The organism is Actinomadura bangladeshensis (genome assembly GCF_004348335.1).
In the GTDB taxonomy this organism is placed as follows: domain Bacteria; phylum Actinomycetota; class Actinomycetes; order Streptosporangiales; family Streptosporangiaceae; genus Spirillospora; species Spirillospora bangladeshensis.
In genome coordinates this window covers 1-25,144 of record NZ_SMJW01000073.1, presented here as the reverse complement: position 1 = coordinate 25,144, position 25,144 = coordinate 1, and the positions used below count along the sequence as shown (strand labels likewise).

Below are 25,144 nucleotides of genomic sequence, written 5' to 3'. Positions count from 1 at the left end.
CCATGGCACGACCGATCACCCTGTTCACCGGCCAGTGGGCCGACCTGCCGTTCGAGGAGGTCTGCCGCCTCGCGTCCGGCTGGGGCTACGAGGGCCTGGAGATCGCCTGCTGGGGCGACCACTTCGAGGTCGACAAGGCCCTCGCCGACGACTCCTACATCCCGCGCAAGCTGGAGACGCTCGCCAAGCACGACCTGAAGGTGTGGGCGATCTCCAACCACCTCGTCGGCCAGGCCGTCTGCGACAACCCGGACGAACGCCACAAGGCGATCCTGCCGGAGCGGATCTGGGGGGACGGGGAGGCGGAGGGCGTCCGGCAGCGCGCCGCCGCCGAGATCAAGGACACCGCCCGCGCCGCCGCCGCACTGGGCGTCGACACGGTCGTCGGCTTCACCGGCTCCTCGATCTGGCACACGGTCGCGATGTTCCCGCCCACCCCCGACGCGATGGTGGAGCGCGGCTACGTCGACTTCGCCGAGCGCTGGAACCCGATCCTGGACGTGTTCGACGAGGTCGGCGTTCGGTTCGCGCACGAGGTCCACCCGAGCGAGATCGCCTACGACTACTGGACGACCGTCCGGACCCTGGAGGCGATCGGGCACCGCCCGGCGTTCGGGCTGAACTTCGACCCGTCCCACTTCGTGTGGCAGGAGCTCGACCCGGTCGGCTTCCTGTTCGACTTCCGCGACCGGATCTACCACGTCGACTGCAAGGACACCAAGGTCCGCACGGGCGACGGCCGGCGCGGGCGCCTGTCGTCCCACCTGCCCTGGGCGGACATGCGGCGCGGCTGGGACTTCATCTCCACCGGCCGCGGCGACGTCCCCTGGGAGGACGTGTTCCGCGCGCTGAACTCGATCGGCTACGACGGCCCGATCTCCGTCGAGTGGGAGGACGCCGGCATGGACCGCCTCCAGGGCGCCCCGGAGGCGCTGGAGTTCGTCCGCGCCCTCAACGCCATGGAGCCGCCGGAAGGCGCCTTCGACGCCGCGTTCTCCTCCGACTGAGCCAGCGGTGTGCCGCCCACCGTGAGGCCACGCACGCAGGCGGCACACCGCTCCCCAACCCTGCTCCGCTTCGATGCCTAGGGGAGGGCGCGGAAGTCGGTGAAGTCGAAGCCGGGGGAGACGACGCAACTGACCAGGACCTCTTCGTCCCCGGCCGGACGTGCCGCCTGCCAGACGCCGGGCGGGACGACGGCCTGGGGGACCTGCCCGTCCGCCAGGCCGTTGCCGAGCATGACCGTCTCCGGGTCTCCGGACGGGCGTTCGCCGTCGCCGTCGAGGAGCAGCGCCAGCGGCCCGCCCTTGTGCCACAGCCACACCTCGGCGGACCGGACGGCGTGCCACATCGACTCCTCGCCCGGCGGCAGCAGGAAGTAGATGCCGGTCGCGCTCGCCCGCTCACCCGGATAGCCGTCCGGCGTGAAGGTCACGTCCGAGCGCCATGTCTCCCGGTACCAGCCGCCCTCGGGGTGCGGCAGCAGGTCGAGCGCCGCCGCCGTCGCGGGCCGGTCGAGGAGTGCGGCGTGCCTGCCGTCCGGCCCGCGCCGCAGGTAGCGGACGCGGGACGCCGCCGTTTTGTCGATCACCCCGCGGGCCGGCACCGCGCCCGGCTCGGGATCCAGCGTGACCGCGATGACCTGCCCCTCTTCGAACACGTCGTCGGCGACGGCGAGCGCGCCCTCCTCGGGCGTCCAGGCGGCACCGGTCTCGGGCAGGACGAATCGCGGGCCGGGCTCGGCCTCCCAGGCGTCAAGCGTCGTCAGCAGCAGCACGCATCGAGCCTAGTGCGGCGACCACGAGCGTCCACCGGGCCGCCACGTCGTTGATCTGCGGCGTGTTGTTGTTATCCGGCGGCTCATAACAACAACACGCCGCAGGTCAACGCACTAGACGGTCAGGACGATCTTGCCCGTGACCCGGCCGGTGTCGCCGCGCTCGTGGGCCTTCGCGGCGTCCTCCAGGGGGAAGACGGAGTCGATCTCGGCGCGCAGCGTCCCGGCCTCGGCGAGCGCGGCGATCTGCGTCATCGCGTGGTGGTCGGGCTCGACCAGCATGGTCTCCGTCCGGACGCCGTCGGCGTTCGTGTCGGCGAGCTTGCTCAGCACCAGCGACACGAGCACGCCGCCGGGGCGGAGCACGCGCAGGGAACGCGGGCCGTAGTCGCCGCCGATCGTGTCGATCACGATGTCGACGTCTTTTACCGCCTCGGCGAAGTCGACGCCGCGGTAGTCGATCGGCTCGTCCACGCCGAGGCCGCGCAGGAAGTCGTGCTTGCCCGCGCTGGCCGTCCCGAGCACGTACGCACCGTGAGCCTTGGCGATCTGCACGGCCAGGTGTCCGACGCCGCCCGCCGCCGCGTGGATCAGCATCCGCTGCCCCTCGCGCAGGCCCGCCGTGTCGATGAGCGCCTGCCACGCCGTCAGCGCCGCCAGCGGCAGCGCCCCCGCCTGCACGTGGTCGATCGCGGACGGCTTCGCCGCGAATGTCCGCGACGCTGCCGTCACGTACTCGGCGTGCGACCCGACCCCGAAGGGATACGGCAGCATCCCGAAGACCTCGTCGCCGGGCTTGTGCAGCGTCACTCCGATCCCGACCTTCTCCACCACACCGGACACGTCCCACCCGAGGGTGAACGGGGGCTGGCCGAGGAACCCGCCGCCCGCCCGGTGCTTCCAGTCGGTCGGGTTCACCCCGGCCGCCCGCACCCGCACGAGCACCTCCGTGGGCCCCGGCTCCGGCCGCTCGACCTCGACGATCTTGAGCACCTCGGGCCCGCCCAGCACGTCCTGCCGGACCGCCCGCATCATTTCCGCCACGGCGACCTCCTCATCATGGATGCCAACGCTGACCACCCTTCCCCGGACGCGCCGCCCGTACGAGCGGCAAGATCGCCAACATCCGCAAGAATCGCGCCATCCGGCAGCGGGCCGACCGAGGGCGTTGCCTTCGGCGGGCGCTGTGCACATCGTGCGAGAACGGTGCCAGCCGCGCGGCGATGTCCTTGGCGGTGCCGGCCAGATCATGGCAGGGCCTCAGCGGGTCTCCAGTGGAGGAGACGAACCAGGGCACGCCGCCCACCCCGGCCTTGACGTGGATGCTCTCGCCGATCTGTGGGAGGTCGGGGGAGAAGACGTGCAGCAGGATGGGGATGCGCTCGTACCGGGGCCGTGTCGACCAGCCCGCGGCGTGGAGTTCGGCGGCGAGGGCGTCGAGGTACTGCGCGGCGTTCACCCGTCCCGCCAGACGACGGCGCCGGTCCCTTCGTCCCGCCACGCTTCGGCGACCGTTCTGAGGTGGATGTAGCGGACGCGGCCGAGCGGGTCGAGCGCGACCCGGCGAACCGACCCCCGCCCGTCGGGTCCGCCGTTGCGGAGGAGCCGGTGGACGTGCTGCATTGCAGTGCCACGGTCGTCGGTCACCCCGGCCCACCCGGCATCGCGGCTTCGGACGTCCCAGACGAAGATCTTGCGCGGTTTCCGCGCGCCCGGCGGCTCACTCACCGCGTCACCTGGGACATGGCCACCCTGATCTGGGAAGCGGCCGCGTCCAGCTCGTTCGCGGGACGGATCGGTGCGCCGGTTCGGACGTCGTAGAACCACCACTGCCCGTCGCGGTAGCGGCACCCGACTGTCGCCGCGCGACCGGGGATCTTGTGCGGGATGACGTTGAGAACGGGGTAGCCGTCGATAGAGGTGAAGGCCGTCAGCAGCCCCGCGACCCGGACGAACCTCTCGTTGAGCCGGACCAGGAAGGTGATCCGCTCCCGCTGCGGCATCGGCGCCCCGGGACGCCGCGCGGCCTTCGGCTCGGAAGGGGGCGGCGGAAGAACCCGTCCTCCTGACCGCCGTTCGTGCACACCCATCCTGTCACGCCCCGCGAATCTGGCGGCGGACGAATTGATCGGCGAGTTTCATGATCGACCTCATTGCGTGGGAATTGCCGTACGGCCCACAATCCTTGGTCGATTCGATTACGCTCGGCTATGGCTTCATCTCCACAAGTGATCAGGTGACCGCACAACGCCCTGTGTAGATCGGGAGGATTCTCATGCAGCCCCCGCACCCCTCGGAATCGGCCCGAGCATTCTTCGCCTTTCACCTCAAGCGTCATCGTGAGGGAAAAGGCTGGTCACAGCCCGCCCTTGGGGCAAAAATCCACATATCGGGCAGCATGGTGAGCGGTATCGAACTCTGCACCCGCCGCCCGACGCTGAAGGTCTGCCAGAAGCTGGACGAGGTCTTCGGCCTGAGTCAGTTCTTCGAGGCCCTCTATCCTCGCGTCGTCGAAGAGACCGGCCTCCCCGCAGGCTTCCCCGAGTTCATCGACGCCCAAATCGAGGCGGGCATGAGCAAGATCTATGAAGACTTCGTGGTCACCGGTCTCTTCCAGACAGAGGCTTACGCGCGAGCTGTGCTGCGCGCGGGCCAGCAGCCGGACAAACTGGAGCGTCTCGTCGCAGCTCGGATCGAGCGGCAGGAGATCCTGCATCGGGAGAATCCTCCTGTCGTGACCGCGCTTTTCGACGAGCACGTACTGCGCCGGCCGTTCGGTGGTGCCGAGGTCATGCGAGCTCAACTCGAACACCTGCTGACGCTGTCGGAACTACCTCACGTCCATGTCCATGTCGTACCAGAGGACGCTGAGCTGTGTCCGGAGGGTGCGTTCACGATCTTGTCCTCCACGGGGGAACCCGACACCGCCTACGTCGAGATGGCGTGTGGACGTGGCAGACTCATCGACGATGCCGGATATGTCGCCGAACTTGGCGTACTCTTCGAATTGATCAGATCCAAGGCACTGAACGCCGAGGACTCGAAAGCCGCGATCCGCAAGGCACAGGAGGAACTGTGAAGACGACCGACCTCTCGTCCGCCCGCTGGCGTAAGAGCAGCCGCAGCGGCGGGAACAGTGGTCAGTGTGTGGAGGTCGCGGAGGCGTCCGGGCTCGTCGGTGTTCGCGACAGCAAGTCTCCGGAGGGTGGTCACCTCGTGCTGGATCGTGGCGCGGTCTCTGTCCTGCTCGCTCGGGTGAAGGCGGGCGACTTCGATCTTTGAGCGGTTGTGCACCTGTGTGGAGGGACTGTGAGGACGACTGATTTCTCGTCCGCCCGCTGGCGTAAGAGCAGCCGCAGCGGCGGGCAGAGCGGCCAGTGTGTGGAGGTCGCGGAGGCGTCGGGGCTCGTCGGTGTTCGCGACAGCAAGAACCCGGAGGGCGGGTACATCGCCATGGAGCGCGCTGCCTTCGATGGCTTGCTGGCCAAGGTCAGGGCGGGCGACCTCGATCTTTGAGTGTTGCCCGCCGGCATCGCACCGGCCTGGGGTCAGTCCATTTCGGAGAGGCGGGCTGGGTCGAAGGTGATGGGGTAGGGGCGGTCCAGGGTCAGGGTTTCGCCGGAGCGGGCCTTGCCGGTTAGCTCGTAGTGGTCGTTTCGCAGTTCGAGCAGGGTGATGGTGGGGCGGGGCTCCAGGTCGACCAGCCAGTAGTGGGGGATGCCCGTCGCGGCGTACTCGTCCACCTTGCGGACGCGGTCGATCTGCTCGTTGACCGTGCGCGGTGTGACTACCTCGGCTACCAGGATGAGGTCGGGGCCGTAGTAGGTGCGGGTCTGGCGTTCCAGGGCGGCGCGGGCGACGTCGCGGGCGACGGCGAAGACGTCGGGCTTGCGGATGCCGGACGGCGTCGTCACGTCCTGCGGGGCGCCGGCGATGTGGACGTCGGCGTCGGCCTGGCGGGCCGCGTCCTTCAGGATCGTCTTCAGCTGCTCCGCGGCGTGGTCGTGCCACAGGTCGCCCGGCAGCTCGTTCAGCCAGCCGTCGGCGAGTTCGTAGCGGCGGCCCTCCTCCGGAAGCGCGTCCAGGTCGTACAGCGTGTACGGGCCGTGGGCGCGGCCGACCGTCCCGCCCATGGATCGTCCCCCCTCACCCTCGATCTACGGGCTGCTTCGAACCTAGCGGACGGACGTCCGAAAGGCCGGTAAGCATGATCGCGCGTTGGGATGCGGCCGAATGTCTCGAAAGCCGAGCGGGAGAGAGTTACGATGTATCGCGTCTTGACCCTCCACGGGGTGGAGGGAGCAGGCTGCGGAGGTCGGCCGGCCTCGAAGGGGAGAAGTGATGAGCGTCGAGCAGCATCCCGCGCCCGCACTGCGCGCCTCGGACCGCGACCGGGACGAGATGCTCGTCCGGCTGCACACCGCGTTCGCCGAGGGGCGGCTGAACGAGCCCGAGCTGGACGAGCGCATCGACCTCGTGCTGGCCGCGCGTACTCATGACGAGCTGGGAGCCGTCGCGGCCGATCTTCCGGTCGGCGGGGCCGTGCCGGTGCGTCCGGGCGGGGGGCCGGTGGGACGCTTCCAGGTCGCCTACAAGAGTTCGGTGACGCGCGCCGGACGGTGGCGGCTGCCCGAACGCTTCACGACGATCGTCTACAAGGGGTCCGGGACGATCGATCTGCGCGCCGCGGAATTGGACGGCCCCGTCACGGTCCTGCGGGTGCTCGCCTACAAGTCCTCGGTGGAGATCATCGTGCCGTCAGGTATCCGGGTGGAAGCGGACGGTGTCGGGGTCTCGGCAGAGGTGCACGGGGACCCGCCGGCGGGCGCGCCGGTCGTTCATGTCCGGGGTTATGCGTACAAGGGGGGCATCCGGGCGAAAGGTCTGATACGTCGCCTCTGAAGTGATAGAACGCTCCAGCGGCCCCATTGGCCGCCGTTCATGCGGATGTCGGTACACGATGTCCCGTGGCGCGATTTGATGGTGGTCCGACAGGACCGTGAAGGAGCGCGTGTGACGGCGAGGACCCCGGAGCAGGACGAGGCCCCGCGGACGGCCGAGGACGGACCGGCGGGCTCCCGCGAGGTCCGGCGGCGCCTGACCTTCGGCGTCGCGGGCGACGTCGCCGGCCTGCGCGCGACCCTGTCGCCCTGGCAGCGCGCCTACGAGGCGTGGCGGGCGGCCGGGCTGAGCTGGGGCCACGGCGCCCCGCCCCGCGACGCGGCCGAGCAGGCGGCGGCCCGCGGCGCGAGCCGCAACGCGGTCCGGGTCGAGAGCCCGCCGGAGCAGGCGACGCCCACCAAGCCCAAGCCCGCTCCCAAGAAGAAGGCTGCGAAGGGCGAGCCCGGTGACGTGCGGGTCGCAGGACCCCCGAAGCCCGCCCCCGAGCCGACCGCGAAGCCGGTGCTGTGGCGGCGGCTGCGCGCCCGGGCCGCGGTCGGGGTGGGACTCGTCCTGGTCGCCGCCGGGACGATCGTCGCGGTGTCGCAGCGCGGCGAGGCACCCGCCGAACCGGACATCCAGGGGCCCGTCCCGGCGGACGAGATGTTCGCCCTCGACCCGGCCGCCACCACCGACGGCCTCGTCCAGGACCTCACCACCATCACCTCCACGGGCCCGACGGTCGTCGCGGCGGGCACCGAGGGCGACGGCACGCCGGGACGGGAGCGAGCGCGCTTCCTCGTCTCCACCGACGCGGGAGGCACCTGGAAGCTCGCGGAGGTCCGCGCGCAGGACGGCTCGACGCCCCCGGCCGGCGAGACGCCGCACCTCGTCACCGGCTGGTCCGGTCACTGGGTGGCGCTCGGCCGTACCCCCGCCGGCGCCACGGTGGAGTGGACGAGCGAGAACGCCAAGATCTGGACGCGGCGTCCGGTCAGCGCGGGCTTCACGCCGTCCGACCAGGTGAACGACCTGATCCACACCGACCACGGCTTCATCGCCGTGGGCACGTCGAAGGGCCGTGCGGTCACCTGGACTTCCGCTGACGGCCGGACGTGGCAGCGCGTCGACGGCCCCAGGGGAGGCATCGCCCTCGACCATGTGGCGGCCGCCGGGAACGTCGTCCTGGCCCACGGCACCTACGCCAGGAAGGTCACCGCGAAGAAGGGCAAGAGGAAGGTCACCCGGACGGCCCGCGCCGACGGCATGTGGCGGTCGGCGGACGGCGGCCGGACGTGGGCCGCCGTGGGCGTCCCGCAGGCCCAGGGCTCCTACGGGCCGATGAAGGGCCTGGCGGTCATGGGCGGCGGCTCGTTCGCGACCGTCCGCGAGGGCAAGCGGACGACCGGGCGGAAGAAGCACCGCAGGACCACCCGGTTCGGGGTGCTGTTCACGTCGGCGGACGGCCAGAAGTGGCAGGTCGCGAGCCGCTTCGGCGGGTCGGGCATCGAGCGCTTCGACGGCGCGGCGGGCGGCCTCGCCGTGATCGTGCGCGGCGCGAAGGGCGCGCACGCGGTCCTGCGCAGCGCCGACGGCCGCACCTGGCAGCCGGCCGGGACCGTCCCGGCGCCCGTGCGGGCCACCGGCCTTACGCTCGCCGGGGCCGGCAAGCTGTCGGTCGCCGGGCGGCAGGGCGACGACGCCTACCTGTACGGCGTCGACCTGCGCACCGTGCCGGGCGCCGTCCGCGCGGAACGCTCGATCCGGTCGCTCACCGCCGGCCCGGGGCTGGCCGTCGCGGCCGGCAGCACCAACGGCGGCGCCGCGCTGTGGACGGCCCCCGACGGCGTGCAGTGGACGCGGGCCCAGATCCCCGCCACGCCCGGACGGCTCTCGGACGCCGTGCACGGCACCGCCGGCTGGCTGGCCGTGGGCCGGACGTCCGGCACCTCGCCCGCGCCGCTGGCGATGACCTCGCAGGACGGCCTCGCCTGGCAGAAGGTCGCGTTCCCCGCCGGGCCGCCGCCGGTCGCCGCCGCCACGGGACCGTCCGGCTACGCCGCGGTCGGGGACCGCTCGGCCTGGCGCTCCACCGACCTCCGCACCTGGACGCGCGCCGCCCTCGACGGCACCCCGTCCGACGTGACCGCGGCGGACAAGATGTACGTGGCGGTCGGCACCCGCGGCAGCGCGCCCGCCATCTGGACGTCACCGGACGCCGCGAAGTGGACGGCCGCCGCGCTGCCGCCCGGCTTCACCGCGCCGCTCACCCAGGTCGCCGCCCGCGCCGGCACCCTCGTCGCGATCTCGGCGGGCGCCATCGCGCTGGTGTCCACCGACGGCGGAGCGACCTGGACGCAGCGCAACATCGGCCCCGGCCTGTCCGCCGCGGCCGTCACGGCGACCCCGCAGGGCTTCGTCCTGACCGCGGGCACGAAGGGCGACGCGGCCGTCCTGGCGTCCGCCGACGGGACGACCTGGCGCCGCCTCGACGTCGGCGGGCTCACCGGCCCCGGCGACCAGCGGCTCACCGCGCTGGCCACGATGGGCGCGCACGTCCTCGCAACGGGCACCGACGACGAGGCACCGACCCTCTGGCGCGCCTCCGTCCCGAAGTAGGGAGACCATGCCGGAACTCGTCGCGCCGACCACGGCCGTCCACCGCTCCTTCGTCGCGGCCATGGAGGAGTTCCGCGCCGAAGGACGCGGCGGCCCGGACGACCACTCGATGATCGGACGGGAGCTCCGCGAGTACGGCGGCCGCTGGGACGACCCGGACGTCTTCGCCGGGTACGCCGCGCTGCTCCGCGCGCAGGCCCGCGAGGACGGGCCGCTCCCGGACGGCTTCGTCCCGCACACGACCCTCTGGCTCGTGGACGGCGCCGAGTACTTCGGCCGGATCGCGATCCGGCACAGGCTCACGCCGGCGCTGCGCGAACTCGGCGGCCACATCGGCTACGACGTCCGGAGGTCGGCGCGCCGCAGGGGCCATGCCTCGGCGATGCTGCGCGCCGCGCTCCCGATCGCGAACGGCCTGGGCATCGACCCGGCCCTGCTCACCTGCGAGGAGGACAACACCGCCTCCCGCAAGGTCATCGAGAAGCACGGCGGCGTCCTGGCGGACCGCCTCGGCACCCGCCTCCGCTACCGGCTCCCCACGAGTACGTCAGCCTAGGCTGACAAACGGCGGGTGTCAGTTTAGGCTGACATGCATGACGTCCATGAGGGAGCTGGCGGAGGCCGCCGACAGCGCCGACCCGGCGACGGGCCTCGCGGCCGTGGCGGCGCTGCGCAGGCTCGCCGACGAGCTGGAGGCCCTGCACGTCCGCAACGCGCGGGCGCAGGGCTGGTCGTGGCAGGCCGTCGCCGACGCGCTCGGCGTGCGGCGCCAGTCCGTCCACAAGAAGCACGCCGCGCGAGTGAGCGGGGAGAGGCGATGACGATGCTCGACAGGTTCACCCCGGAGGCGCGCCGGACGATCGTCCGCGCGGGCGCCCTCGCGGCCGACTCCGACCACGGCGCGCTGACCGACGCGTTCCTGCTCCTGGCGCTCGCCGAGCACGGGCCGATCGGCGCGGAACCCGCCGACGTCCGCAGGGAGATCGGCGCGGTGCCCGGCCGGGACCGCGAGCTGCTCGCGGCCCTCGGCATCGACCTCGACGAGGTGCGCCGCCGCGTCCGCGAGTCCACGGCCATGGCGGCGGACGACCCGCGGCTGTGGACGCTGCGGCGCGCACCGCTGCGTCCGCTGCGGGTCACGCTGTCCGGGCCGGGCATCGCGGTCGTGCTGGACGAGAGCGGCCGGAAGGCGGTCGAGGTCGCGCTCTGGGCCGCCCGCCGCGCACGCCGGGCGCAGGCCGGCCGCGACGATCTGCTGTGGGGGCTCCTCGCGGACGGTTCCAGCGGGGCGGTGAGCGTTCTCCGGAGGCTGGGCGTCGACCTCGGGGCCCTGTGGTCCGGGCTCCGCGCGGCCTAGCGAGCCGGGCGGACGTCAGCCGTTGCAGCCGCAGGAGCAGCCCTTCGGGCACGAGCATCCGCCGCCATGTCCGCAACTGCAGTCTTTTTTCGTCATGAGCGGAACGTAACCTCTGGGGCACTGTGCGGTCTATGACCGGAACGCGATGTGCATCTGTCGTGCAGGACACGGGCCGCCCCGCGGCGGGGACACGGGGCGGCCCGTGCCCGGTCGGGGGCGGTCAGAAGTGGATGTGGAAGTCGACGCCCAGCAGGACGAGGACCCACAGGAATATGGCCAGCAGCGCGCTGACGATGCGCTCGACGAGGCCCTCGTCGATGTAGCCGCGGTCCCAGGCGATGAACACGCCGATGATGATGTAGATGAGGCCGAGCAGGCTGATGTGCGGCCGATATCGGGTCGCCATGGAAGGCGTCTCCTCCGAATGGGGGGTATGACGATCCGTCGCTGCCCCGCCGCACGCGGGAAAAACACCGGTGGCAATCCGGGACATGCCATGACGATCTTTTCGGCATCTCCCAAATCCGGGGGAGCCGTCTACCGTCCGGTCATGTCGATGCGGACCACGGCCGGGTCGCGCTCACCGGCCCGCGCGGCGAACTCCGCGTTGCGGTGCACGATGTCGAACTCGTGCCTGCGCTTGCTGAGCGACCGGCTGAGCAGGATGTGGTCGAGGTCCTCGGAGTTGCCCGCGGTCACCGCCGTGTAGCGGTCGCCCGCGGGCAGCCCGGCGGACAGGTCGGTGAGCCCGGTGGCCGCGGTGAGGTTCTGGACGGGGACGGACGTCCCGCCCGTGTTGAGCTCGCCCGCGACGATGACGTTGGCGTTCGCGTCCGCCCTCCGGACCGAGTTCACGAAGCCCGCCACCGCGCGGGACTGCGCGTCGCGGCGCCACTCGGTGGGCCGGGCCGGCGGCTGCCGCCGGCCGAACAGCGGCTGGTCGTCGCCGGTGCGCGGGTACCACCGGTTCGCGATGACGATGATGCGGCGGCCCTTCCAGGTCAGCTCCCCGGCGAGCGGCTTGTGCGTGCTCGCCCAGGCGGCGTCGCGGGGCGCGATCCGGCCGGGGCTCAGGGTCAGCACGGCGGTGCCGCCGCGCCGGACGGCCTTCACCGCGGTGACGGCCGGGTCGGGCCGGTCGGGCGGCTCGTCCGGGACCGGCTCGCCCGGCGCGGGGCGGTCGACGAACGCCAGGCCCCGGTCGGTGCGGAAGAGGAACCCGGCCCGCTCGTTGGTGCCGTCTTCGCCGCCGTCGCCGTTGTCGCGCGGGTCGACCGAGCGCCAGTCGTAGGCGGGGCCGCCCGCCGCGCTGATCGCGGTGACGAGCTGCGCGACGGTCTGGTCGGTGGCGACGGTGCCGTCGTCGTCGGGGCCGCTGTTGTCGCCGATGCCGGTGACCGCGATGAGGTCGGGGGAGCGCAGGCCGTGCACGATGTCGTCGGCGAGCGCGGTGAAGCGGGCGGGCGGCGCGTCGGGGTTCAGCCCGTCCAGCCCGGCGGTGGCGACGGCCATCTCCCCGGCCCGCTGCGCGCGCGTCGTCTCCGGGCGCAGCCCGCCCGGGGCATGACGCGGGGACGCGGTCAGCAGCAGCTTGTAGTCGTCGTAGGAGTAGTCGAGGACGCCCTGGTTCGCGCCGGGCAGCCGGTCGCCGACGGACATGCCGGGCAGCGGCGCGAGCGCGTCGTCCAGGATGACCCGCTCGGGGTTCGGGTCGCGGTCGCGGAGCAGGATGCCGCCGCGCCTGGTCCGCACCCCGGCGCCGGCGCCGTTGGCGGGCAGCACGGGCAGCTCGCCGTACCGGGCCGGTCCGACCGCGACGGCGTCGCGGATCTCGATCCGCATCCCTTCGAGGGCCTCGTAGAAGTCGATGGCGTCGCGGCGGGGATCGAACGCGCCGCCCCGCTCGACGTCGCCGTGGCCGCGGTCGACCACGCTCCCGGGCGCCCGGAGCCCGCCCCGGCCGCCGAGGACGGCGGGCGGGGGCAGCGGCCGCCCGTGCGCGGTGACGGAGACGGCCGTCGCGTCGATCTCGGTGCGGCTCAGCCCCCCGGACTTCGCGCCGCCCGGCCGGAACTCGCTGACCCTGCCGTTCACCCGGACCGCGTCGCCGACGGCGGCGCCCGGCCGCTTCCCGGTGAAGACGAACACGCCCTCGGAGGTCGCGGCCTTGCGGTCCGGGACCGGGTCCTGCATCCAGAACCCGTTGACGGTCAGCGCCGTGACGACGCCGGGGACCTGGGCGACCCCGCGTCCGTTCAGCGGCGAGACGTGCGCGGCGCCCTGGACGTCGCGGATGCGGACGGGCCGCGCCGCCGCCTGGGCCGGCACCGGGAGCAGTGGTGCGGCGAGCGCCGCGGCGGCCAGGACCGTCCCCAGACCGTTGATCACCCAAGGATGATACGGGCGGGGCGGGCCCGGCCGCGCCATGACGGGAGGGAAAGGCGGAGTCCTACTCCTCGATGGTCAGCGCGGCCTTCGGGCACGACCGCACCGCGTGCCGGACGCGGTCCTGCTCCTCCGGCGGGACGTCCGGCTGGAGGATCTGGAGCTCGTCGTCATCGTTGAGGTCGAAGACCTCCGGTGCGAGCCCGACGCACACGGCGTTCGCCTCGCACACCAGCGGGTCGACTCGTACTCTCATCGTCTGCTCCTTCGAGGATCAACCGTCACCGCCAACTTACCGAACCGAGTTCGGACCGGGCCGCTCGCCCCCGAAAGTAGAACACGTTCCAGTCAGGCTGGGCAAGACTCGGGTCTCACCGCGCGGAGCCCGGATAGTAGGGTGCCCGGACGGAGGAGATCGATGACCCACACCAAGGCGTCCACCGAACCGGGGACGACCGCCCGAAACGCCCCCGAGATGCCCGCCGACCTGCTGCGCGCCGCACGCATGGCCAAGGGCTTCATGCCGGACGGCGAGGGCCGCGCCCTGTACGAGACGGCCCTGGACTACGGGGCACGCCTCGCGGCGACGGGGCCCATGCTCGAAGTCGGCACGTACTGCGGCAAGTCCGCCGTCTACCTGGGCACGGCGGCCAGGGCGGCGGGGACGGTCCTGGTCACCGTCGACCACCACCACGGCTCGGAGGAGAACCAGGCGGGCTGGGAGTACCACGACCCGTCCCTGGTCGACCCGAGCACCGGCCGGATGGACACGCTGCCCACGTTCCGCAAGACGATCGGCGCCGCCGGCCTGGAGGACGAGGTCGTCGCCATCGTCGGGCAGTCGCGCACCGTGTCGGCCTTCTGGCGGACGCCCCTGGCGCTGCTGTTCATCGACGGCGGGCACGCCGAGGAGCACGCGCGGGGCGACTACGAGGGCTGGGCCCCGCACGTCGCCGTGGGCGGGGCGCTCGTCATCCACGACGTCTTCCCCGACCCGGAGGACGGCGGCCAAGCGCCCTACCACCTCTACTTGCGCGCCCTGGAGAGCGGCGCGTTCGAAGAACGCCGGGTGGAGGGCTCCCTACGCGTCCTGGAACGCACCACCGACGCAGACCCCCTCCGTTGATCTGCGGCGTGTTGTTCTTTTGAGACCGCTCATAACAACAACACGCCGCAGGTGAACGTCAGCGGACGGCGACGAGGGCGCAGCCGCACGCCAGCGGATCGGACGCCTCCGACGGCCCGAGCGGCCGGCCCGCGATCTCCTTGAAGATCCGGGCCGCGGGGGAGGCGTCCGCCAGCGCGTCGGCCGCGAGGATCACCGCGGCCGCCGTGTAGGTGGAGCGGTCCCCGGGGAAGTGCCGCTCGTTCTCGAACTGCCAGCCCGTCCAGTACGAGCCGTCCTCGTGCCGCAGGTGCTGGATGGTCGTGAACAGCTCCAGCGCCCGGTCGCGCTCTCCGGCCGCGTCCAGGGCCATCACCAGCTCGCAGCTCTCCGCCGCCGTCACCCACGGCTGGTCCGACACGCAGCGGCAGCCGAGGCCCGGGACGACGAAGGCGTCCCACTGCTCGTCGAACCGGCGCGCCGCGGCCGGGCCGCGGACCGGGCCGCCGAGCACCGGGTAGTACCAGTCCATCGACCAGCGGGACTTGTCGGCGAACGCCTCCGGATGCGCGGCCACCACGTGCCCGAGCTGGTCGGCGGCGAGCTCCCACTCCGGCTGCGGCTCGCCGAGGTGCTCGGCCAGCGCGACCGCGCAGCGCAGCGACTGGTAGATCGACGAGCAGCCGGTCAGCAGCGCGTGGTCGGACGGCTCGCCGTCCTCCAGCCGGATCCAGATGATCTCCCCGCGCCGGGTCTGCAGCCCGAGCGTGAAGTCGATCGCCCGCCGCACCGCCGGCCACATGTGCCGCGCGAAGCCCTCGTCCCCGGTCGCCAGCAGCTCGTGCCAGACGCCGACCGCGAGGTAGGCGGCGTGGTTGGACTCGCCGCCCGGCTCGGTCACCTCGCCGAGCACCCACTTGGCGGGCCAGGACCCGTCCGGCCGCTGGACGCCCCGCAGCCACTCGTAGGCGCGCCGCGCCTCCGCGCCGAAGCCGGCGACGGTCAGCGCCATCGCCGCCTCGACGTGGTTCCAGGCGTCCACGTGGCCGGGGACGCCGCCGACGGGCGAGAACCACGGGATGGCGCCGGACGCCTCCTGCTGCGCCGCGATGCTCCGCGCGGTCGCGACGACGTCGTCCGGCGTCAGGACCCCCGGGACCGAGGGCGGAACGGTCTCAGACCGCATCCGCCGTCTCCTTGGCCGGGGTCGCGGGCGTGTCCGGCACGGCGGGCTTGGCGAAGTACACGACGACGCTCTTGCCGATCAGCGGGTTCATCACCCGCTCGGCGACGCGGGTCGCCAGCGGCCGCTTCATGATGTCCCAGACGAGGATCTGGTGGTAGGCCTTGGCGAGCGGGTTGCCGTCGTTGTCGACCCCCACCGCGCACTTGATCCACCAGTACGGGGCGTGCAGGCCGTGCGCGTGGTGGTGGCCGCCGACCTTGAAGCCGATCGACTTGAGCTTGGCCTCCAGCTCGGCGCGCGTGTAGATGCGCACGTGCCCGCCGGGGGCGGTGTGGTAGTCCTCCGACAGCGCCCAGCACACCCGCTCGGGCAGCCAGCTCGGCACCGTCACCGCGAGCTTGCCGCCCGGCTTCAGGACGCGCAGCAGCTCCCGCATCGCCCGCATGTCGTCGGGAATGTGCTCCAGCACCTCCGACGCGATGATCGCGTCGAAGTGGTCGTCGGGGAACGGCAGGTCGAGCGCGTCACCCTGCACGGTCTCGGCGGTCGCGTCCGCGGGCACCTCGTCCGCGAGGCGCATGGCCCCGAACATCTTCTCGACGCCGGCCAGCTCGCCCGCGTCCATGTCGAAGGCCACGACGTGCGCACCCCGGCGGTACAGCTCGAAGGCGTGCCGTCCGGCACCGCATCCCATGTCGAGGACGCGGTCTCCCGGGGTGACGCGGAACCGCTGGAAATCCACGGTCAGCAGGGTCGTGCTCCTTCCATGCGCAGGACGTCCGGCGGACGGTCCCTCAGTTGCCCCCGGCGGCCAGCCGCCGGTAGTTCTGCTGGGTGATCGCGGCCCGGTAGTGCTCGACGGTGGCCTGCGCCACGGCAGGCCAGGCGAAGCGCTCCTGGACGCGCGCGAGCCCGGCGGCACCGGCCTTCGCCCGCTCCTCGGGGGAGTCGTGCAGGCGGTGCAGGGTCGCGGCCAGCTCCTCGACGTCGCCGGGCTGGACGAGGATACCGGCGTCGCCGACGACCTCGGGCAGCGCGCCGGCGCGGCTCGCGACCAGCGGCGACCCGGACGCCATGTGCTCCACGGCGGGCAGCGAGAACCCCTCGTAGCGGGAGGGGACGACGGCGATCTCGGCCGACGCCAGCAACTCGCCCAGTTCGTCGTCGCTGATGCCGCTGACGAACCTCACCCGGTCGCCGAGCGCCAGTTCGCGCACGAGCTTCTCGGTCGGGCCGTCCTTCTGCGGCTTGCTGACGACGATGACGTGGACGTCCCGCTCGGTGGCGAGCTTGGCGACCGCGCGCAGCAGCACGTCCACGCCCTTGATCGGCGCGTCCGCGCTGGCCATCGCCACGATGCGGCCGGGGACGCGCTCGCCGCGCGGATGGAAGACGCGGGTGTCGACGCCGAGCGGCAGGATCTCGATGTCGCGCGGGTCGACCTTGAAGTCCTTGACGATGTCGACCTTGGACGACTCCGACACCGTCAGCACCGGGCCGATGCGCCGCGACACCTGCGCCTGCATGGCGACGAACCCGTACCAGCGGCGCTTGCCGAGCTTCTGCTTGATGCCGCGCGCCGCCTCGATCTCGATGCGCCGGTCCACGCTGATCGGGTGGTGGATGCTCGTGACCAGCGGCAGCCCGAGCCGGCCGATACCGAGGTTGCCGAGCCCGAGGACCTGGTTGTCGTGCACGACGTCGAAGTCGCGGCGGCGCCGCTTGAGCAGCCGCAGCGCGCGCATCGAGAACGTCAGCGGCTCGGGGAAGCCGCCCGTCTTCATGTGCGCGAACTCCAGGACGTCGACCCAGTCGCGGAACTCGCCGAGGCCCGGGGTGCGGAACGGGTCCTCGTCCCGGTACAGGTCCAGGCTCGGCAGCTTGGTGAGGGTGATCTCGTCCCGGTCCAGCTCGGGATACGGCTGGCCGGAGATCACCTCGACCCGGTGGCCGAGGTCGACCAGCTCCCGGCTCAGGTGCCGGAGGTAGACCCCCTGGCCGCCGCAGTGCGGCTTGCTCCGGTACGAGAGCAGGGCCACCCGCAGCGGATCCGAGGGCGAAGAGCCGCCCGCCTCGCCTGCCTCAGCCACGCCAGACCCTGCCCACGGACCACTCCCGTCAGTCGAGGGACGCCGGACGCACGCGTACCGGCATCTCCTTAATGCCGTTGATGAAACTAGACCTTAGCCTGCGAACGTTACCGCTGAGTTCAATATTGGGCACAGTGTCCAAGAGTGTTTCGAAGAGCACACTCAGCTCAAGCCGGGCGAGATGGGACCCCAGGCAGAAGTGCGGCCCGCCGCCGCCGAAGCCCAGGTGCGGGTTCGGGTCCCGGCCCACGTCGAACGTCCAGGGGTCGGCGAACACGGCCTCGTCGCGGTTCGCGGACGAGTAGAAGACGACGACCTTGTCGCCCTCCCTGATCTTCCTGCCGCGGAGCTCGACGTCCCGGACGGCGGTCCGCCGGAACAGGTTGACCGGGGTGACCCAGCGGACGATCTCGTCCGCCGCCGTCCGCACCAGCGCCCGGTCCGCGCGCAGCCGCGCCCACTGCTCCGGGTGCTCCAGCAGCGCGAGCATGCCGCCGGTCGCCGCGTTCCGGGTCGTCTCGTTCCCGGCGACCGACAGCAGCATGACGAACAGCTCGAACTCGTCCCCGGACAGCACCTCGCCGCCGGCGTCGGGCTGGAGCAGCCTGGTGACGATGTCCTCGCGCGGGTTCTCCCGCCGGTCGGCGGCCAGGACGTTGGCGTAGGCGTACAGCTCCGCCGCCGCCGCCTGGCCCTCCTCCGGCGTCCGCTGGAACTCCGGGTCGTCCCCGCCGATCAGCGTGTTGGACCAGGTGAAGATCTTCTCCCGGTCCTCCGGCGGGGCGCCCAGCAGCTCGCAGATCACATACAGCGGCAGCGGCGCCGCGAGGTCGCGGACGAAGTCGGCGTCCGCCCCCCTCTCCACGGTCTCGGCCACGAGCCTGCGGCAGATGTCGCGGATGTGCTCGGCCAGCGCGCCGATCGCCCGCGGGGTGAACCCCCGGTTGACGATGCCGCGCTTGCGCGTGTGCTCCGGCGGATCCTGGTTGAGCATCATCATCCGCTGCAGGACGAGATGCTCCTCCGGCGGCTCGTCGAACAGCGCGAGCCGCTGCCACGACGAGAACACCTCCGGATGCCGCGACACGTGCACGACGTCCTCGTGCCGGGTGATCGCCCAGAACGGCGGGTAGTCCCGCTCGGGGTCGCCGTGGTGCCGGTGCACCGGATCGTGCTCGCGCAGCCACGCCAGCTGCTCGTGCGGGATGCCGCCGCGCTCGTACGCGCCGGGGTCGACCAGTTCGATGTCGGGAGCGGGGGTGGTGGTCATCGCCTCGAACCTCCTCGTCCGCGGACGCCGTCAGCCCCCCAGCGGGGCCGACGGTGTGAAGCTCACCGGGATCTCCTTGTAGCCGTTGACGAAGTTGGACCGGAGCCGGCGGGGCTCGCCGGCGAGCCGGATGTCGGGCATCCGCTCAAGGATGGTCTCAAAGATGATCCGCAGGTTCATCCGCGCGAGGTGGGTTCCGAGGCAGTAGTGCGGGCCGCCGCCGCCGAAGCCGATGTGCGGGTTCGGGTCGCGCCCTACGTCGAAGCTGTAGGGGTTCTCGAACACGCGCTCGTCCCGGTTGGCCGAGCCGTAGAACAGCACGACCTTGTCGCCGGCCTTGATCTGCGTGCCGCCGAGCTCGGTGTCGACGAGGGCCGTCCGGCGGAACTGGTTGATCGGGCTCACCCAGCGGACGATCTCCTCGACCGCCTTCGGCAGCAGGCTCCGGTCGGCGCGCAGCCGCTCCCACTGGTCGGGCCGCTCGAAGAAGGCCAGCATGCCGCCCGCGGTCGCCGTCCGGGTGGTCTCGTTGCCGGCGATCGACAGCATGATCACGAACAGCTGGAACTCCTCCAGGCTGACCCGCGAGCCGTCGGCGTCCGGCGTGAGCAGCTTGGTCACGATGTCGTCGCGCGGCGTCGACTCGCGCGCCGCCGCGAGCTGCCCGCCCCACTCGGCGAACTCGGCGGCGCACAGCGTCGACTCCTCGCGCCCGCCGATGAACTCGGGGTCGTTGAAGGCGACCAGCTTGTTCGACCAGTGGAAGATCTTCTCCCGGTCCTCCAGCGGCGCGCCGAGCAGCTCGCAGATCGTGTAGAGCGGCAGCGGCGCGGCGAACTTCTCCACGAAGTCGCACTCGCCGAGCGGCGCCGCCTCGTCGATCAGCTCGTTGCAGATCTTGCGGATGTGGTCCTCCAGCCGGCCGATCATCCGCGGCGTGAACCCCTTGTTCACGATGGCGCGCAGCCGCGTGTGGTCCGGCGGGTCCTGGAACAGCATCATCTGGCCGTACATGGCGATGTCGTCGTCGGCGAACTCCTCGAACATCGCCGTCCGCTCGTGCGAGGAGTAGGGGTTCGCGCGCCGCGACACCGACACCACGTCCTCGTGCCGCGTCACCGCCCAGAACCCCGGGACGCCCTCGTTGGGGTCCTGGTGCCAGTGCACCGGGTCGTTGTCGCGCAGCCACTGGAACTGCCGGTGCGGGATGCCCCCGCGCTCGTACACGCCCGGATCGATGACGTCGACCTCGGGGGCGCGGAAGGCCCGGTGAGCGGAGACGGGGGACGTCGCTAGTGCCATGGAAGATCCTTCGTGCCGGGGCGGAGGTCGCACGAGGCGAGGAGGCCGTTCGAGCGCTTGCTTGGTGCACGCACCTAGAACAGGTTCTAACATGAGACTCCAGTCTCATCAAGGGTCTCGGGCGTCGGAGTGACTCAGCTCCCAGTGAACGAGAACAGGGCGAAACCGAGCGGTTTCGCCCTGGGCGCGCCGTGACCTCGGCTACACGCCGACGGCCGTGAGCGCCTGCCGGTACTCGTCGAGACCCCGGTCGACGCTCTCGCCGACGGCGAGCATGTCGAAGCGGTAGTGCTCGGTGAGGATGCTTCCCTGCGTCATGAGGTTGCGGAACTTCTGGTCGTCCAGCAGGCCGAAGATGCCGGCCACCTCTCCCTTGATGATGAAGAATCCGCTCTCGACCTCGGAGTCGCCGCTGCCGAGCAGGAACGGCTCGTAGAAGGTGAGCTTTCCGTCCGCGACGAGGCCGCGGTAGTACTCATCGCACTGCCGGAAGAGGTCGAGGGACTCCTCCTCCCGCCCCTGCCTCGGTGCGCCCCACCTGATCAGCATTCCGGTTTCCATGGACGTCCCCCCGAAACGGTGTTTCTGGTGGCCGTCCGGACGATCGCCCCGCGACGGCCCTTGCTTTCCATGAGACACACCCGTCCCAGGGCGGGCAAGGGACGAAGGTCCTCCGCCCGGACGCCCGCCGTGCCGGGACGCTCGGGGCCGTGGCTGACGACCACGACCTTGCGGAGGCGCGGAACCGCCTGGTCACGGGGTGGCGGCCGGACAAGGGCACGGGCAAGCAGCAGCGCGCCACCCGTGCGCCGGCGCTGCCGCGTGCCGTGCGGCGGGCCGACGCGGCCGAGATGACGCGGGCCGTCGCCGTCCTGCGGCCGGCGAACGAGGAGTTCGGCGTCGGTCCCGGCGCCGAGCTTGCGCGGCAGAGCAGTGGGTGCGCCCGCTAGCGCAGGACGTAGCGGAGGGGGTCGTCGGTTCCCTCGCGGCGGGCCGCGCCGCGGGTCTCCAGGGTGCGGAGGTGGGCGGCGGCCTCGGCGGCGGCCATGCGGCGGGCCTGCTGGGACATGTCGGTCCAGGGGTGGCGCCATTTGAGGCCCGCCGTGAGGTCCCACAGGGTGATCGCGGTCGCGGAGAGCAGCGCGGTGACCTCGGCCAGGCGCTCCTCGTGGTGGGCGATGATCTCCTGGGCGCGTTCGGAGAGGCCGTTGAAGCGGTACTGGTGCGCCGGGAGGACCTCGTCCACGGTCATGGCCGAGACCTTGTCGAGGGAGCCGAGGAAGCTGCTCAGCGGGTCGATGTCGGGGGTGTCGTAGGGGTAGAGGCCGATGTGCGGGGTGATGCGCGGCAGGACGTGGTCGCCGGTGAAGATGCGGTCGCCGTCCTCCAGGTGGAGGCAGATGTGGCCGGGGGAGTGGCCGGGCGTCCAGACGGCACGCAGGCGGCGGCCCGGGACGTCGACGAGGTCGCCGTCCGACAGCTCCCGGTCGGGGATGGCGGGCGGGGACACCTGGATCCGCTGGGACGGGCCGGCCAGGTCCGACTCGGCGGCGCCGGCGCGGCGCAGGGCGGTCAGCTCGAACTCACGGCGTCCGCCCATGCCGGAGGCGTGGAACATGCGGACGATGTCGGCGTCGGCGTGGTGCATGGCGATCCAGGCGCCGGACGTCTCGCGGACGCGGCCCGCCAGCCCCGAGTGGTCGGGGTGGAAGTGCGTGACGACCACGCCGTGCACGTCCGACATCTGGATCCCGAACGTGCCGAGGCCGTCGCGCAGGGCCGCCCAGGCGTCCTCGTGCTGCCAGCCGGCGTCGATCAGGACGGGCCCCTTCGGGCTCTCCACCGCGTACACGAGCGTGTACGCGAGCGGGTTGTCCGGGATGGGGACGGGAACGCTCCACAGCCCGCCGCCGAGGTCCTCAGGTTCCGGCCGCACCGAGACCGCCTTTCGCGCCTGTTCAAGCATGGGAATGCCCCGGCCACGGTAGCCGGGGCGGGTGGTCGGGGTCAGATCCGCTCGAGGATGGACGCCGTGGACAGGGCGCCGCCCGCGCACATCGTGATGAGGGCGGTCCCGGCGTCGCGGCGCTCCAGCTCGTGCAGGGCGGTCGTGATCAGGCGGGCGCCGGTGGCGCCGACCGGGTGGCCGATCGCGATGGCGCCGCCGTTGACGTTGACGGTGTCCATGTCCGGCTTGTGGACCGACGCCCAGGAGAGCACGATCGACGCGAACGCCTCGTTGATCTCGGTGATGTCGATGTCGTTCATCGTCAGCCCGGAGCGCTGGAGGACGCGCTCGGTCGCCTGCACGGGGCCGTCCAGGTGGTAGTACGGCTCGCCGCCGACGAGGGCCTGGGTCCGGATGCGCGCGCGCGGGCGCAGGCCGAGGGCCTCGGCCTTCTCCTCCGACATCAGCAGGACGGCGGCGGCGCCGTCGGAGATCTGGGACGAGGTGCCCGCGGTGTGCAGCGCGTCCGGCATGACGGGCCGCAGGTTCGCCAGGCCGTCGGCGGTCGTCTCGCGCAGGCCCTGGTCGCGGGTCACCTCGCGGGTGTCGCCGGTCGGGTTGCCGTCGGCGTCCAGCACGGGCGCGGTGACGGGCGCGACCTCGCGCTCGAAGCGGCCGTCCGCCCACGCCTTGGCGGCGAGCTGCTGCGAGCGGGCGCCGAACGCGTCCAGGTCGGCGCGGGTGATGCCGCGCCGGGCGGCGATCCGCTCGGCGGCCTCGAACTGGTTCGGCATGTCGAGCGACCAGTCGTCCGGGCGCGGGTTCGCGGGCATCACGTTGGTGCCGAGCGGGGCGCGGCTCATCACCTCGACGCCGCAGCCGATCGCGACGTCCACCACACCGGCCGCGATCTGGGACGCGGCGAGGTGGACGCCCTGCTGCGAGGACCCGCACTGCGCGTCGAGCGTGGTGACGCCGGTCTGCCAGGGCAGCCCCGCGTACAGCCAGGAGTAGCGGCCGATGTGCCCGCCCTGCTCGCCGGCCTGCGTGACGCAGCCGGCGAAGACCTGCTCCACCTCGGCGGCGTCGATGCCGGACCGCTCGACCAGCGCGTTCAGCGCGTGCGCGAGGACGGCCATCGGCTTCATGCCCGCGAGCCATCCGTTGCGCTTACCGAGCGGCGTGCGCACCGCCTCGACGATCACCGGGGTACCCATGCGGTCTCCTTCTAGAACACGATTCACCTTTGAATGTAACGTGTTCTAACTTTGCCGGGGAGGGGCGGGTCCCGCTGAGAGGGATCGGCGCCGGGTCAGTACCGGACGCGCAGCTCCTTGATGCCGTTCAGCCAGGCGGAGCGGAGCCGGCGCGGCTCGCCCAGCCGGGTGATGTTCGGCATCTGGTCGGCGATCGCGCCGAACATCAGCCCGATCTCCAGGCGGGCCAGGTTCGCGCCGATGCAGTAGTGCGCGCCGGTGCCGCCGAAGCCGAGGTGCGGGTTGGGGTCGCGCGTGACGTCGAACGCCATCGGGTCGGTGAAGACGTCCTCGTCGAAGTTGGCGGAGCTGTAGTACATCGCCACGCGGTCGCCCGCCTTGATTCGCACGCCGCCCAGCTCGGCCTCGCGGACGGCGGTCCGCTGGAACGCGGTGACGGGCGTCGACCACCGGACGACCTCGTCCGCCATGGTCTCGGGGCGCTCGGCCTTGAACAGCTCCCACTGGTCCGGGCTGTCCATGAACGCGATCATCCCGTGGGTGATGGCGTTGCGGGTCGTCTCGTTGCCGGCGACGGCGAGCAGGATCATGAAGTAGCCGAACTCGTCGTCGGACAGGCCGCGCCCGTCCACGTCCGCCTGGACGAGCTTGGTCACGATGTCGTGCGCGGGGCAGCCGCGGCGCTGCTCGGCCAGCCCCATCGAGTAGCCGATGATCTCGGCGGCGGCGCAGGCCGGGTCGTCGTTGTACTCGGGGTCGTCGTAGCCGAGCATCTTGTTGGACCAGTCGAACAGCCGGCGCCGGTCCTCCTGCGGGACGCCCATCAGCTCGGCGATCGCCTGCAGCGGCAGCTCGGCCGCGACCTCGGTGACGAAGTCGCCCTCGCCGCCGCGGCGGCGCGCCTGCGCGACGATCCGCTCCGCGCGGTCCTGCAGCGCGTCGTGCAGGCCGTTGATGACGCGCGGGGTGAAGCCGCGGGAGACGATCTTGCGGAGCTTGGCGTGCTGCGGCGGGTCCATGTGCAGCAGCAGGTTCTCCCGCTGGACGTCCAGCTCCTCCGCGCTGAACGTCTCGTTGAACCGGATCACGGCGCCGTTGGCGTTGGACGACCACTGCTCGTGGTCGCGGGAGATCTCCTTGATGTCGGCGTGCTTGCTGATCACCCAGAAGCCGTCGTCGGCGAACCCGGTGCGGCCGCGCGGCTGCTCGTTCCACCAGGGCGCGCCGGTCCGGCGCAGCAGCGCGAACTCGGCGAGCGGGATGCGCTCGGCCATCAGGTCCGGGCTGGCGAAGTCGAAGCCGGCGGGGACGGCGGCGGTCTCCGAAGCGGTGGTGGTCATGCGCGGTACCTCCCGGTGTCACGGCGCTTGCCGTCACCGTAGAACTGGTTCCAGGACGACTTCAAGAGCAAATGAGACTCAAGTCTAATCTTTGGTCTCCATCAACCGTTTGAGTGATGACCTGCCAGTCATCATCGTTCCCATCTGGCAAAATGCGAGCGCTGCTCTCCGTTGCCACTCGCGATCGTCGACATCAAGAGGCCGTCCCGTGAGCTACCTCACTCAACCGCACAGGTTTAGCTAGAACGTGTTCTAGAAAATGGTGCGCGCGGACGTCGGACGTGTCGGGGGCGTCGACTAGCCTTGGTTCCCGACAGCCCCCGCGCCGGAGAGCCCCCATGGCCGCAGATTTCGACGAGCCCGTGTTCGATGAGGAATTCGTCAGGAGCGCCGCGTTCACCGAGCCGTCCGCGCGCGAGCGCGCCCGCCCGCCGAGCCGCCGCGACCGGCGGCGCACCCGCCGCGCCGCCCGCCGGGCGCGGGGCGGCGGAGCCGGCCCGCTGCGCCGCCATCGCGAGCCGAGCCACCGCCGGGCGGTGGTCCAGCTGATCGGCGGCGTGCTGGTGCTGTTCGCGATCTCCTTCGGGCTCTGGTGGTGGAACTCGGCGCCCCGCGACGCCGAGCCGGTCCGCCCGGTCAGCCCGACGATCACGCACTCCCCGGCGCC

The 25,144-nt window shown here is 71.9% G+C and carries 30 protein-coding genes; 12 read left to right on the top strand and 18 right to left on the bottom strand.

The genetic code is table 11. The annotated features are described in order from the left end of the window. The first annotated feature begins 2 nt into the window (after nucleotides 1–2). Nucleotides 3–1,007 (top strand): sugar phosphate isomerase/epimerase family protein, encoded by a 1,005-nt coding sequence (locus E1284_RS16530; protein ID WP_131939975.1) that lies wholly within the window; start codon nucleotides 3–5, stop codon nucleotides 1,005–1,007. A gap of 77 nt (nucleotides 1,008–1,084) precedes the next feature. Here the strand turns inward: E1284_RS16530 and E1284_RS16525 are convergent, their stop codons facing one another. The 5 genes from E1284_RS16525 to E1284_RS16505 all read right to left on the bottom strand — a co-directional run bounded on the left by E1284_RS16525 (nucleotide 1,085) and on the right by E1284_RS16505 (nucleotide 3,780). After that, the gene (locus tag E1284_RS16525) at nucleotides 1,085–1,777 is read right to left on the bottom strand and encodes a cupin domain-containing protein (RefSeq protein WP_243714526.1); all 693 of its coding nucleotides are present in this window, start codon (nucleotides 1,775–1,777) and stop codon (nucleotides 1,085–1,087) included. A 114-nt stretch (nucleotides 1,778–1,891) separates the two neighbouring features. Further along, on the bottom strand, nucleotides 1,892–2,812 hold the full coding sequence (locus tag E1284_RS16520; RefSeq protein WP_243714528.1) for an NADP-dependent oxidoreductase: 921 nt from the start codon (nucleotides 2,810–2,812) through the stop codon (nucleotides 1,892–1,894). A 22-nt stretch (nucleotides 2,813–2,834) separates the two neighbouring features. Beyond that, a complete protein-coding gene (locus E1284_RS16515; RefSeq protein ID WP_131939974.1) occupies nucleotides 2,835–3,236 on the bottom strand; it encodes a hypothetical protein in 402 nt (133 codons plus the stop codon). Continuing rightward, nucleotides 3,233–3,505, bottom strand: a complete 273-nt coding sequence (locus E1284_RS16510) for a hypothetical protein (protein WP_131939973.1) — start codon at nucleotides 3,503–3,505, stop codon at nucleotides 3,233–3,235. The genes E1284_RS16515 and E1284_RS16510 overlap by 4 nt, the downstream gene beginning before the upstream one ends. Beyond that, nucleotides 3,502–3,780 (bottom strand): hypothetical protein, encoded by a 279-nt coding sequence (locus tag E1284_RS16505; RefSeq protein WP_131939972.1) that lies wholly within the window; start codon nucleotides 3,778–3,780, stop codon nucleotides 3,502–3,504. The genes E1284_RS16510 and E1284_RS16505 overlap by 4 nt, the downstream gene beginning before the upstream one ends. Before the next feature lie 272 nt (nucleotides 3,781–4,052). Between E1284_RS16505 and E1284_RS16500 the strand changes: the two genes are divergently transcribed. The 3 genes from E1284_RS16500 to E1284_RS16490 are packed head-to-tail and all read left to right on the top strand — an operon-like array spanning nucleotide 4,053 to nucleotide 5,293. Then, a complete protein-coding gene (locus E1284_RS16500) occupies nucleotides 4,053–4,856 on the top strand; it encodes a helix-turn-helix domain-containing protein (protein ID WP_131939971.1) in 804 nt (267 codons plus the stop codon). Next, nucleotides 4,853–5,059 (top strand): DUF397 domain-containing protein, encoded by a 207-nt coding sequence (locus E1284_RS16495; RefSeq protein ID WP_131939970.1) that lies wholly within the window; start codon nucleotides 4,853–4,855, stop codon nucleotides 5,057–5,059. Before E1284_RS16500 ends, E1284_RS16495 begins: the two co-directional genes overlap by 4 nt. A 27-nt stretch (nucleotides 5,060–5,086) precedes the next feature. Further along, entirely contained in the window at nucleotides 5,087–5,293 is a 207-nt protein-coding gene (locus tag E1284_RS16490) for a DUF397 domain-containing protein (protein ID WP_131939969.1), read from the top strand. Between the two features lie 32 nt (nucleotides 5,294–5,325). On the opposite strand, the gene E1284_RS16485 is transcribed toward E1284_RS16490, so the two are convergent. Next, nucleotides 5,326–5,910 carry a Uma2 family endonuclease gene (locus E1284_RS16485; protein WP_131939968.1) on the bottom strand — a complete coding sequence of 195 codons (585 nt, stop codon included), beginning with the start codon at nucleotides 5,908–5,910 and terminating at the stop codon, nucleotides 5,326–5,328. A 208-nt stretch (nucleotides 5,911–6,118) separates the two neighbouring features. Between E1284_RS16485 and E1284_RS16480 the strand changes: the two genes are divergently transcribed. The 5 genes from E1284_RS16480 to E1284_RS16460 all read left to right on the top strand — a co-directional run bounded on the left by E1284_RS16480 (nucleotide 6,119) and on the right by E1284_RS16460 (nucleotide 10,634). Continuing rightward, nucleotides 6,119–6,679, top strand: coding sequence for a DUF1707 SHOCT-like domain-containing protein (locus E1284_RS16480; protein WP_131939967.1), 561 nt, complete (start codon nucleotides 6,119–6,121; stop codon nucleotides 6,677–6,679). A 111-nt stretch (nucleotides 6,680–6,790) separates the two neighbouring features. After that, entirely contained in the window at nucleotides 6,791–9,277 is a 2,487-nt protein-coding gene (locus E1284_RS16475) for a hypothetical protein (RefSeq protein WP_131939966.1), read from the top strand. Between the two features lie 7 nt (nucleotides 9,278–9,284). Continuing rightward, nucleotides 9,285–9,833: a GNAT family N-acetyltransferase gene (locus E1284_RS16470; protein WP_131939965.1), complete on the top strand. Its 549-nt coding sequence runs from the start codon at nucleotides 9,285–9,287 to the stop codon at nucleotides 9,831–9,833. A 37-nt stretch (nucleotides 9,834–9,870) separates the two neighbouring features. Beyond that, entirely contained in the window at nucleotides 9,871–10,098 is a 228-nt protein-coding gene (locus E1284_RS16465; RefSeq protein ID WP_131939964.1) for a hypothetical protein, read from the top strand. Further along, nucleotides 10,095–10,634 (top strand): Clp protease N-terminal domain-containing protein, encoded by a 540-nt coding sequence (locus E1284_RS16460; RefSeq protein ID WP_131939963.1) that lies wholly within the window; start codon nucleotides 10,095–10,097, stop codon nucleotides 10,632–10,634. The genes E1284_RS16465 and E1284_RS16460 overlap by 4 nt, the downstream gene beginning before the upstream one ends. A 220-nt stretch (nucleotides 10,635–10,854) precedes the next feature. Here E1284_RS16460 and E1284_RS16455 read toward each other — a convergent pair whose 3' ends face one another. From E1284_RS16455 to E1284_RS16445, 3 genes are all read right to left on the bottom strand, one after another. Beyond that, nucleotides 10,855–11,040 carry a hypothetical protein gene (locus tag E1284_RS16455; protein ID WP_131939962.1) on the bottom strand — a complete coding sequence of 62 codons (186 nt, stop codon included), beginning with the start codon at nucleotides 11,038–11,040 and terminating at the stop codon, nucleotides 10,855–10,857. 131 nt (nucleotides 11,041–11,171) lie between these two features. Continuing rightward, nucleotides 11,172–13,022: an endonuclease/exonuclease/phosphatase family protein gene (locus tag E1284_RS16450; protein WP_243714525.1), complete on the bottom strand. Its 1,851-nt coding sequence runs from the start codon at nucleotides 13,020–13,022 to the stop codon at nucleotides 11,172–11,174. A gap of 61 nt (nucleotides 13,023–13,083) precedes the next feature. After that, a complete protein-coding gene (locus E1284_RS16445) occupies nucleotides 13,084–13,275 on the bottom strand; it encodes a ferredoxin (RefSeq protein WP_131939961.1) in 192 nt (63 codons plus the stop codon). Nucleotides 13,276–13,437: 162 nt separating this feature from the next. On the opposite strand from E1284_RS16445, the gene E1284_RS16440 reads away from it, so the two are divergent. Beyond that, entirely contained in the window at nucleotides 13,438–14,145 is a 708-nt protein-coding gene (locus E1284_RS16440; protein WP_243714524.1) for a class I SAM-dependent methyltransferase, read from the top strand. 58 nt (nucleotides 14,146–14,203) lie between these two features. On the opposite strand, the gene E1284_RS16435 is transcribed toward E1284_RS16440, so the two are convergent. From E1284_RS16435 to E1284_RS16410, 6 genes are all read right to left on the bottom strand, one after another. Continuing rightward, nucleotides 14,204–15,310 carry a glycoside hydrolase family 15 protein gene (locus E1284_RS16435; RefSeq protein WP_131939960.1) on the bottom strand — a complete coding sequence of 369 codons (1,107 nt, stop codon included), beginning with the start codon at nucleotides 15,308–15,310 and terminating at the stop codon, nucleotides 14,204–14,206. After that, nucleotides 15,300–16,061 (bottom strand): class I SAM-dependent methyltransferase, encoded by a 762-nt coding sequence (locus tag E1284_RS16430; RefSeq protein WP_207923783.1) that lies wholly within the window; start codon nucleotides 16,059–16,061, stop codon nucleotides 15,300–15,302. The genes E1284_RS16435 and E1284_RS16430 overlap by 11 nt, the downstream gene beginning before the upstream one ends. A 43-nt stretch (nucleotides 16,062–16,104) precedes the next feature. Next, nucleotides 16,105–17,400, bottom strand: coding sequence for a glycosyltransferase family 4 protein (locus E1284_RS16425; RefSeq protein WP_165965300.1), 1,296 nt, complete (start codon nucleotides 17,398–17,400; stop codon nucleotides 16,105–16,107). A 28-nt stretch (nucleotides 17,401–17,428) separates the two neighbouring features. Next, nucleotides 17,429–18,670 (bottom strand): cytochrome P450, encoded by a 1,242-nt coding sequence (locus E1284_RS16420; RefSeq protein ID WP_131939958.1) that lies wholly within the window; start codon nucleotides 18,668–18,670, stop codon nucleotides 17,429–17,431. A gap of 30 nt (nucleotides 18,671–18,700) precedes the next feature. Then, nucleotides 18,701–19,972 carry a cytochrome P450 gene (locus E1284_RS16415; RefSeq protein ID WP_131939957.1) on the bottom strand — a complete coding sequence of 424 codons (1,272 nt, stop codon included), beginning with the start codon at nucleotides 19,970–19,972 and terminating at the stop codon, nucleotides 18,701–18,703. A 201-nt stretch (nucleotides 19,973–20,173) separates the two neighbouring features. Further along, nucleotides 20,174–20,521 (bottom strand): hypothetical protein, encoded by a 348-nt coding sequence (locus tag E1284_RS16410; protein ID WP_131939956.1) that lies wholly within the window; start codon nucleotides 20,519–20,521, stop codon nucleotides 20,174–20,176. A gap of 161 nt (nucleotides 20,522–20,682) precedes the next feature. Between E1284_RS16410 and E1284_RS16405 the strand changes: the two genes are divergently transcribed. Then, nucleotides 20,683–20,922 carry a hypothetical protein gene (locus E1284_RS16405; RefSeq protein WP_131939955.1) on the top strand — a complete coding sequence of 80 codons (240 nt, stop codon included), beginning with the start codon at nucleotides 20,683–20,685 and terminating at the stop codon, nucleotides 20,920–20,922. Here E1284_RS16405 and E1284_RS16400 read toward each other — a convergent pair. The 3 genes from E1284_RS16400 to E1284_RS16390 all read right to left on the bottom strand — a co-directional run bounded on the left by E1284_RS16400 (nucleotide 20,919) and on the right by E1284_RS16390 (nucleotide 24,477). After that, complete coding sequence (locus E1284_RS16400; RefSeq protein ID WP_131939954.1) at nucleotides 20,919–21,938, bottom strand: MBL fold metallo-hydrolase; 1,020 nt, start codon at nucleotides 21,936–21,938, stop codon at nucleotides 20,919–20,921. The genes E1284_RS16405 and E1284_RS16400 overlap by 4 nt on opposite strands. A gap of 41 nt (nucleotides 21,939–21,979) precedes the next feature. After that, nucleotides 21,980–23,137 carry a steroid 3-ketoacyl-CoA thiolase gene (locus E1284_RS16395; RefSeq protein ID WP_131939953.1) on the bottom strand — a complete coding sequence of 386 codons (1,158 nt, stop codon included), beginning with the start codon at nucleotides 23,135–23,137 and terminating at the stop codon, nucleotides 21,980–21,982. 95 nt (nucleotides 23,138–23,232) lie between these two features. Further along, nucleotides 23,233–24,477: a cytochrome P450 gene (locus E1284_RS16390; protein ID WP_131939952.1), complete on the bottom strand. Its 1,245-nt coding sequence runs from the start codon at nucleotides 24,475–24,477 to the stop codon at nucleotides 23,233–23,235. A gap of 338 nt (nucleotides 24,478–24,815) precedes the next feature. Here E1284_RS16390 and E1284_RS16385 point away from each other — a divergent pair. Further along, a partial coding sequence (locus E1284_RS16385; RefSeq protein WP_207923780.1) for an SCO2583/SCO2584 N-terminal domain-containing protein occupies nucleotides 24,816–25,144 on the top strand: 329 nt, incomplete at its 3' end.

What these genes read in the sequence shown, in the direction of transcription:
- E1284_RS16400 (WP_131939954.1), bottom strand. Translation starts at nt 21,938, where the DNA reads ATGCTTGAACAGGCGCGAAAGGCGGTCTCGGTGCGGCCGGAACCTGAG.
- E1284_RS16465 (WP_131939964.1), top strand. Translation starts at nt 9,871, where the DNA reads ATGACGTCCATGAGGGAGCTGGCGGAGGCCGCCGACAGCGCCGACCCG.
- E1284_RS16390 (WP_131939952.1), bottom strand. Translation starts at nt 24,477, where the DNA reads ATGACCACCACCGCTTCGGAGACCGCCGCCGTCCCCGCCGGCTTCGAC.
- E1284_RS16530 (WP_131939975.1), top strand. Translation starts at nt 3, where the DNA reads ATGGCACGACCGATCACCCTGTTCACCGGCCAGTGGGCCGACCTGCCG.
- E1284_RS16520 (WP_243714528.1), bottom strand. Translation starts at nt 2,812, where the DNA reads ATGATGCGGGCGGTCCGGCAGGACGTGCTGGGCGGGCCCGAGGTGCTC.
- E1284_RS16455 (WP_131939962.1), bottom strand. Translation starts at nt 11,040, where the DNA reads ATGGCGACCCGATATCGGCCGCACATCAGCCTGCTCGGCCTCATCTAC.
- E1284_RS16500 (WP_131939971.1), top strand. Translation starts at nt 4,053, where the DNA reads ATGCAGCCCCCGCACCCCTCGGAATCGGCCCGAGCATTCTTCGCCTTT.
- E1284_RS16485 (WP_131939968.1), bottom strand. Translation starts at nt 5,910, where the DNA reads ATGGGCGGGACGGTCGGCCGCGCCCACGGCCCGTACACGCTGTACGAC.
- E1284_RS16415 (WP_131939957.1), bottom strand. Translation starts at nt 19,972, where the DNA reads ATGGCACTAGCGACGTCCCCCGTCTCCGCTCACCGGGCCTTCCGCGCC.
- E1284_RS16440 (WP_243714524.1), top strand. Translation starts at nt 13,438, where the DNA reads ATGACCCACACCAAGGCGTCCACCGAACCGGGGACGACCGCCCGAAAC.
- E1284_RS16410 (WP_131939956.1), bottom strand. Translation starts at nt 20,521, where the DNA reads ATGCTGATCAGGTGGGGCGCACCGAGGCAGGGGCGGGAGGAGGAGTCC.
- E1284_RS16480 (WP_131939967.1), top strand. Translation starts at nt 6,119, where the DNA reads ATGAGCGTCGAGCAGCATCCCGCGCCCGCACTGCGCGCCTCGGACCGC.
- E1284_RS16460 (WP_131939963.1), top strand. Translation starts at nt 10,095, where the DNA reads ATGACGATGCTCGACAGGTTCACCCCGGAGGCGCGCCGGACGATCGTC.
- E1284_RS16435 (WP_131939960.1), bottom strand. Translation starts at nt 15,310, where the DNA reads ATGCGGTCTGAGACCGTTCCGCCCTCGGTCCCGGGGGTCCTGACGCCG.
- E1284_RS16505 (WP_131939972.1), bottom strand. Translation starts at nt 3,780, where the DNA reads ATGCCGCAGCGGGAGCGGATCACCTTCCTGGTCCGGCTCAACGAGAGG.
- E1284_RS16445 (WP_131939961.1), bottom strand. Translation starts at nt 13,275, where the DNA reads ATGAGAGTACGAGTCGACCCGCTGGTGTGCGAGGCGAACGCCGTGTGC.
- E1284_RS16420 (WP_131939958.1), bottom strand. Translation starts at nt 18,670, where the DNA reads ATGACCACCACCCCCGCTCCCGACATCGAACTGGTCGACCCCGGCGCG.
- E1284_RS16470 (WP_131939965.1), top strand. Translation starts at nt 9,285, where the DNA reads ATGCCGGAACTCGTCGCGCCGACCACGGCCGTCCACCGCTCCTTCGTC.
- E1284_RS16395 (WP_131939953.1), bottom strand. Translation starts at nt 23,137, where the DNA reads ATGGGTACCCCGGTGATCGTCGAGGCGGTGCGCACGCCGCTCGGTAAG.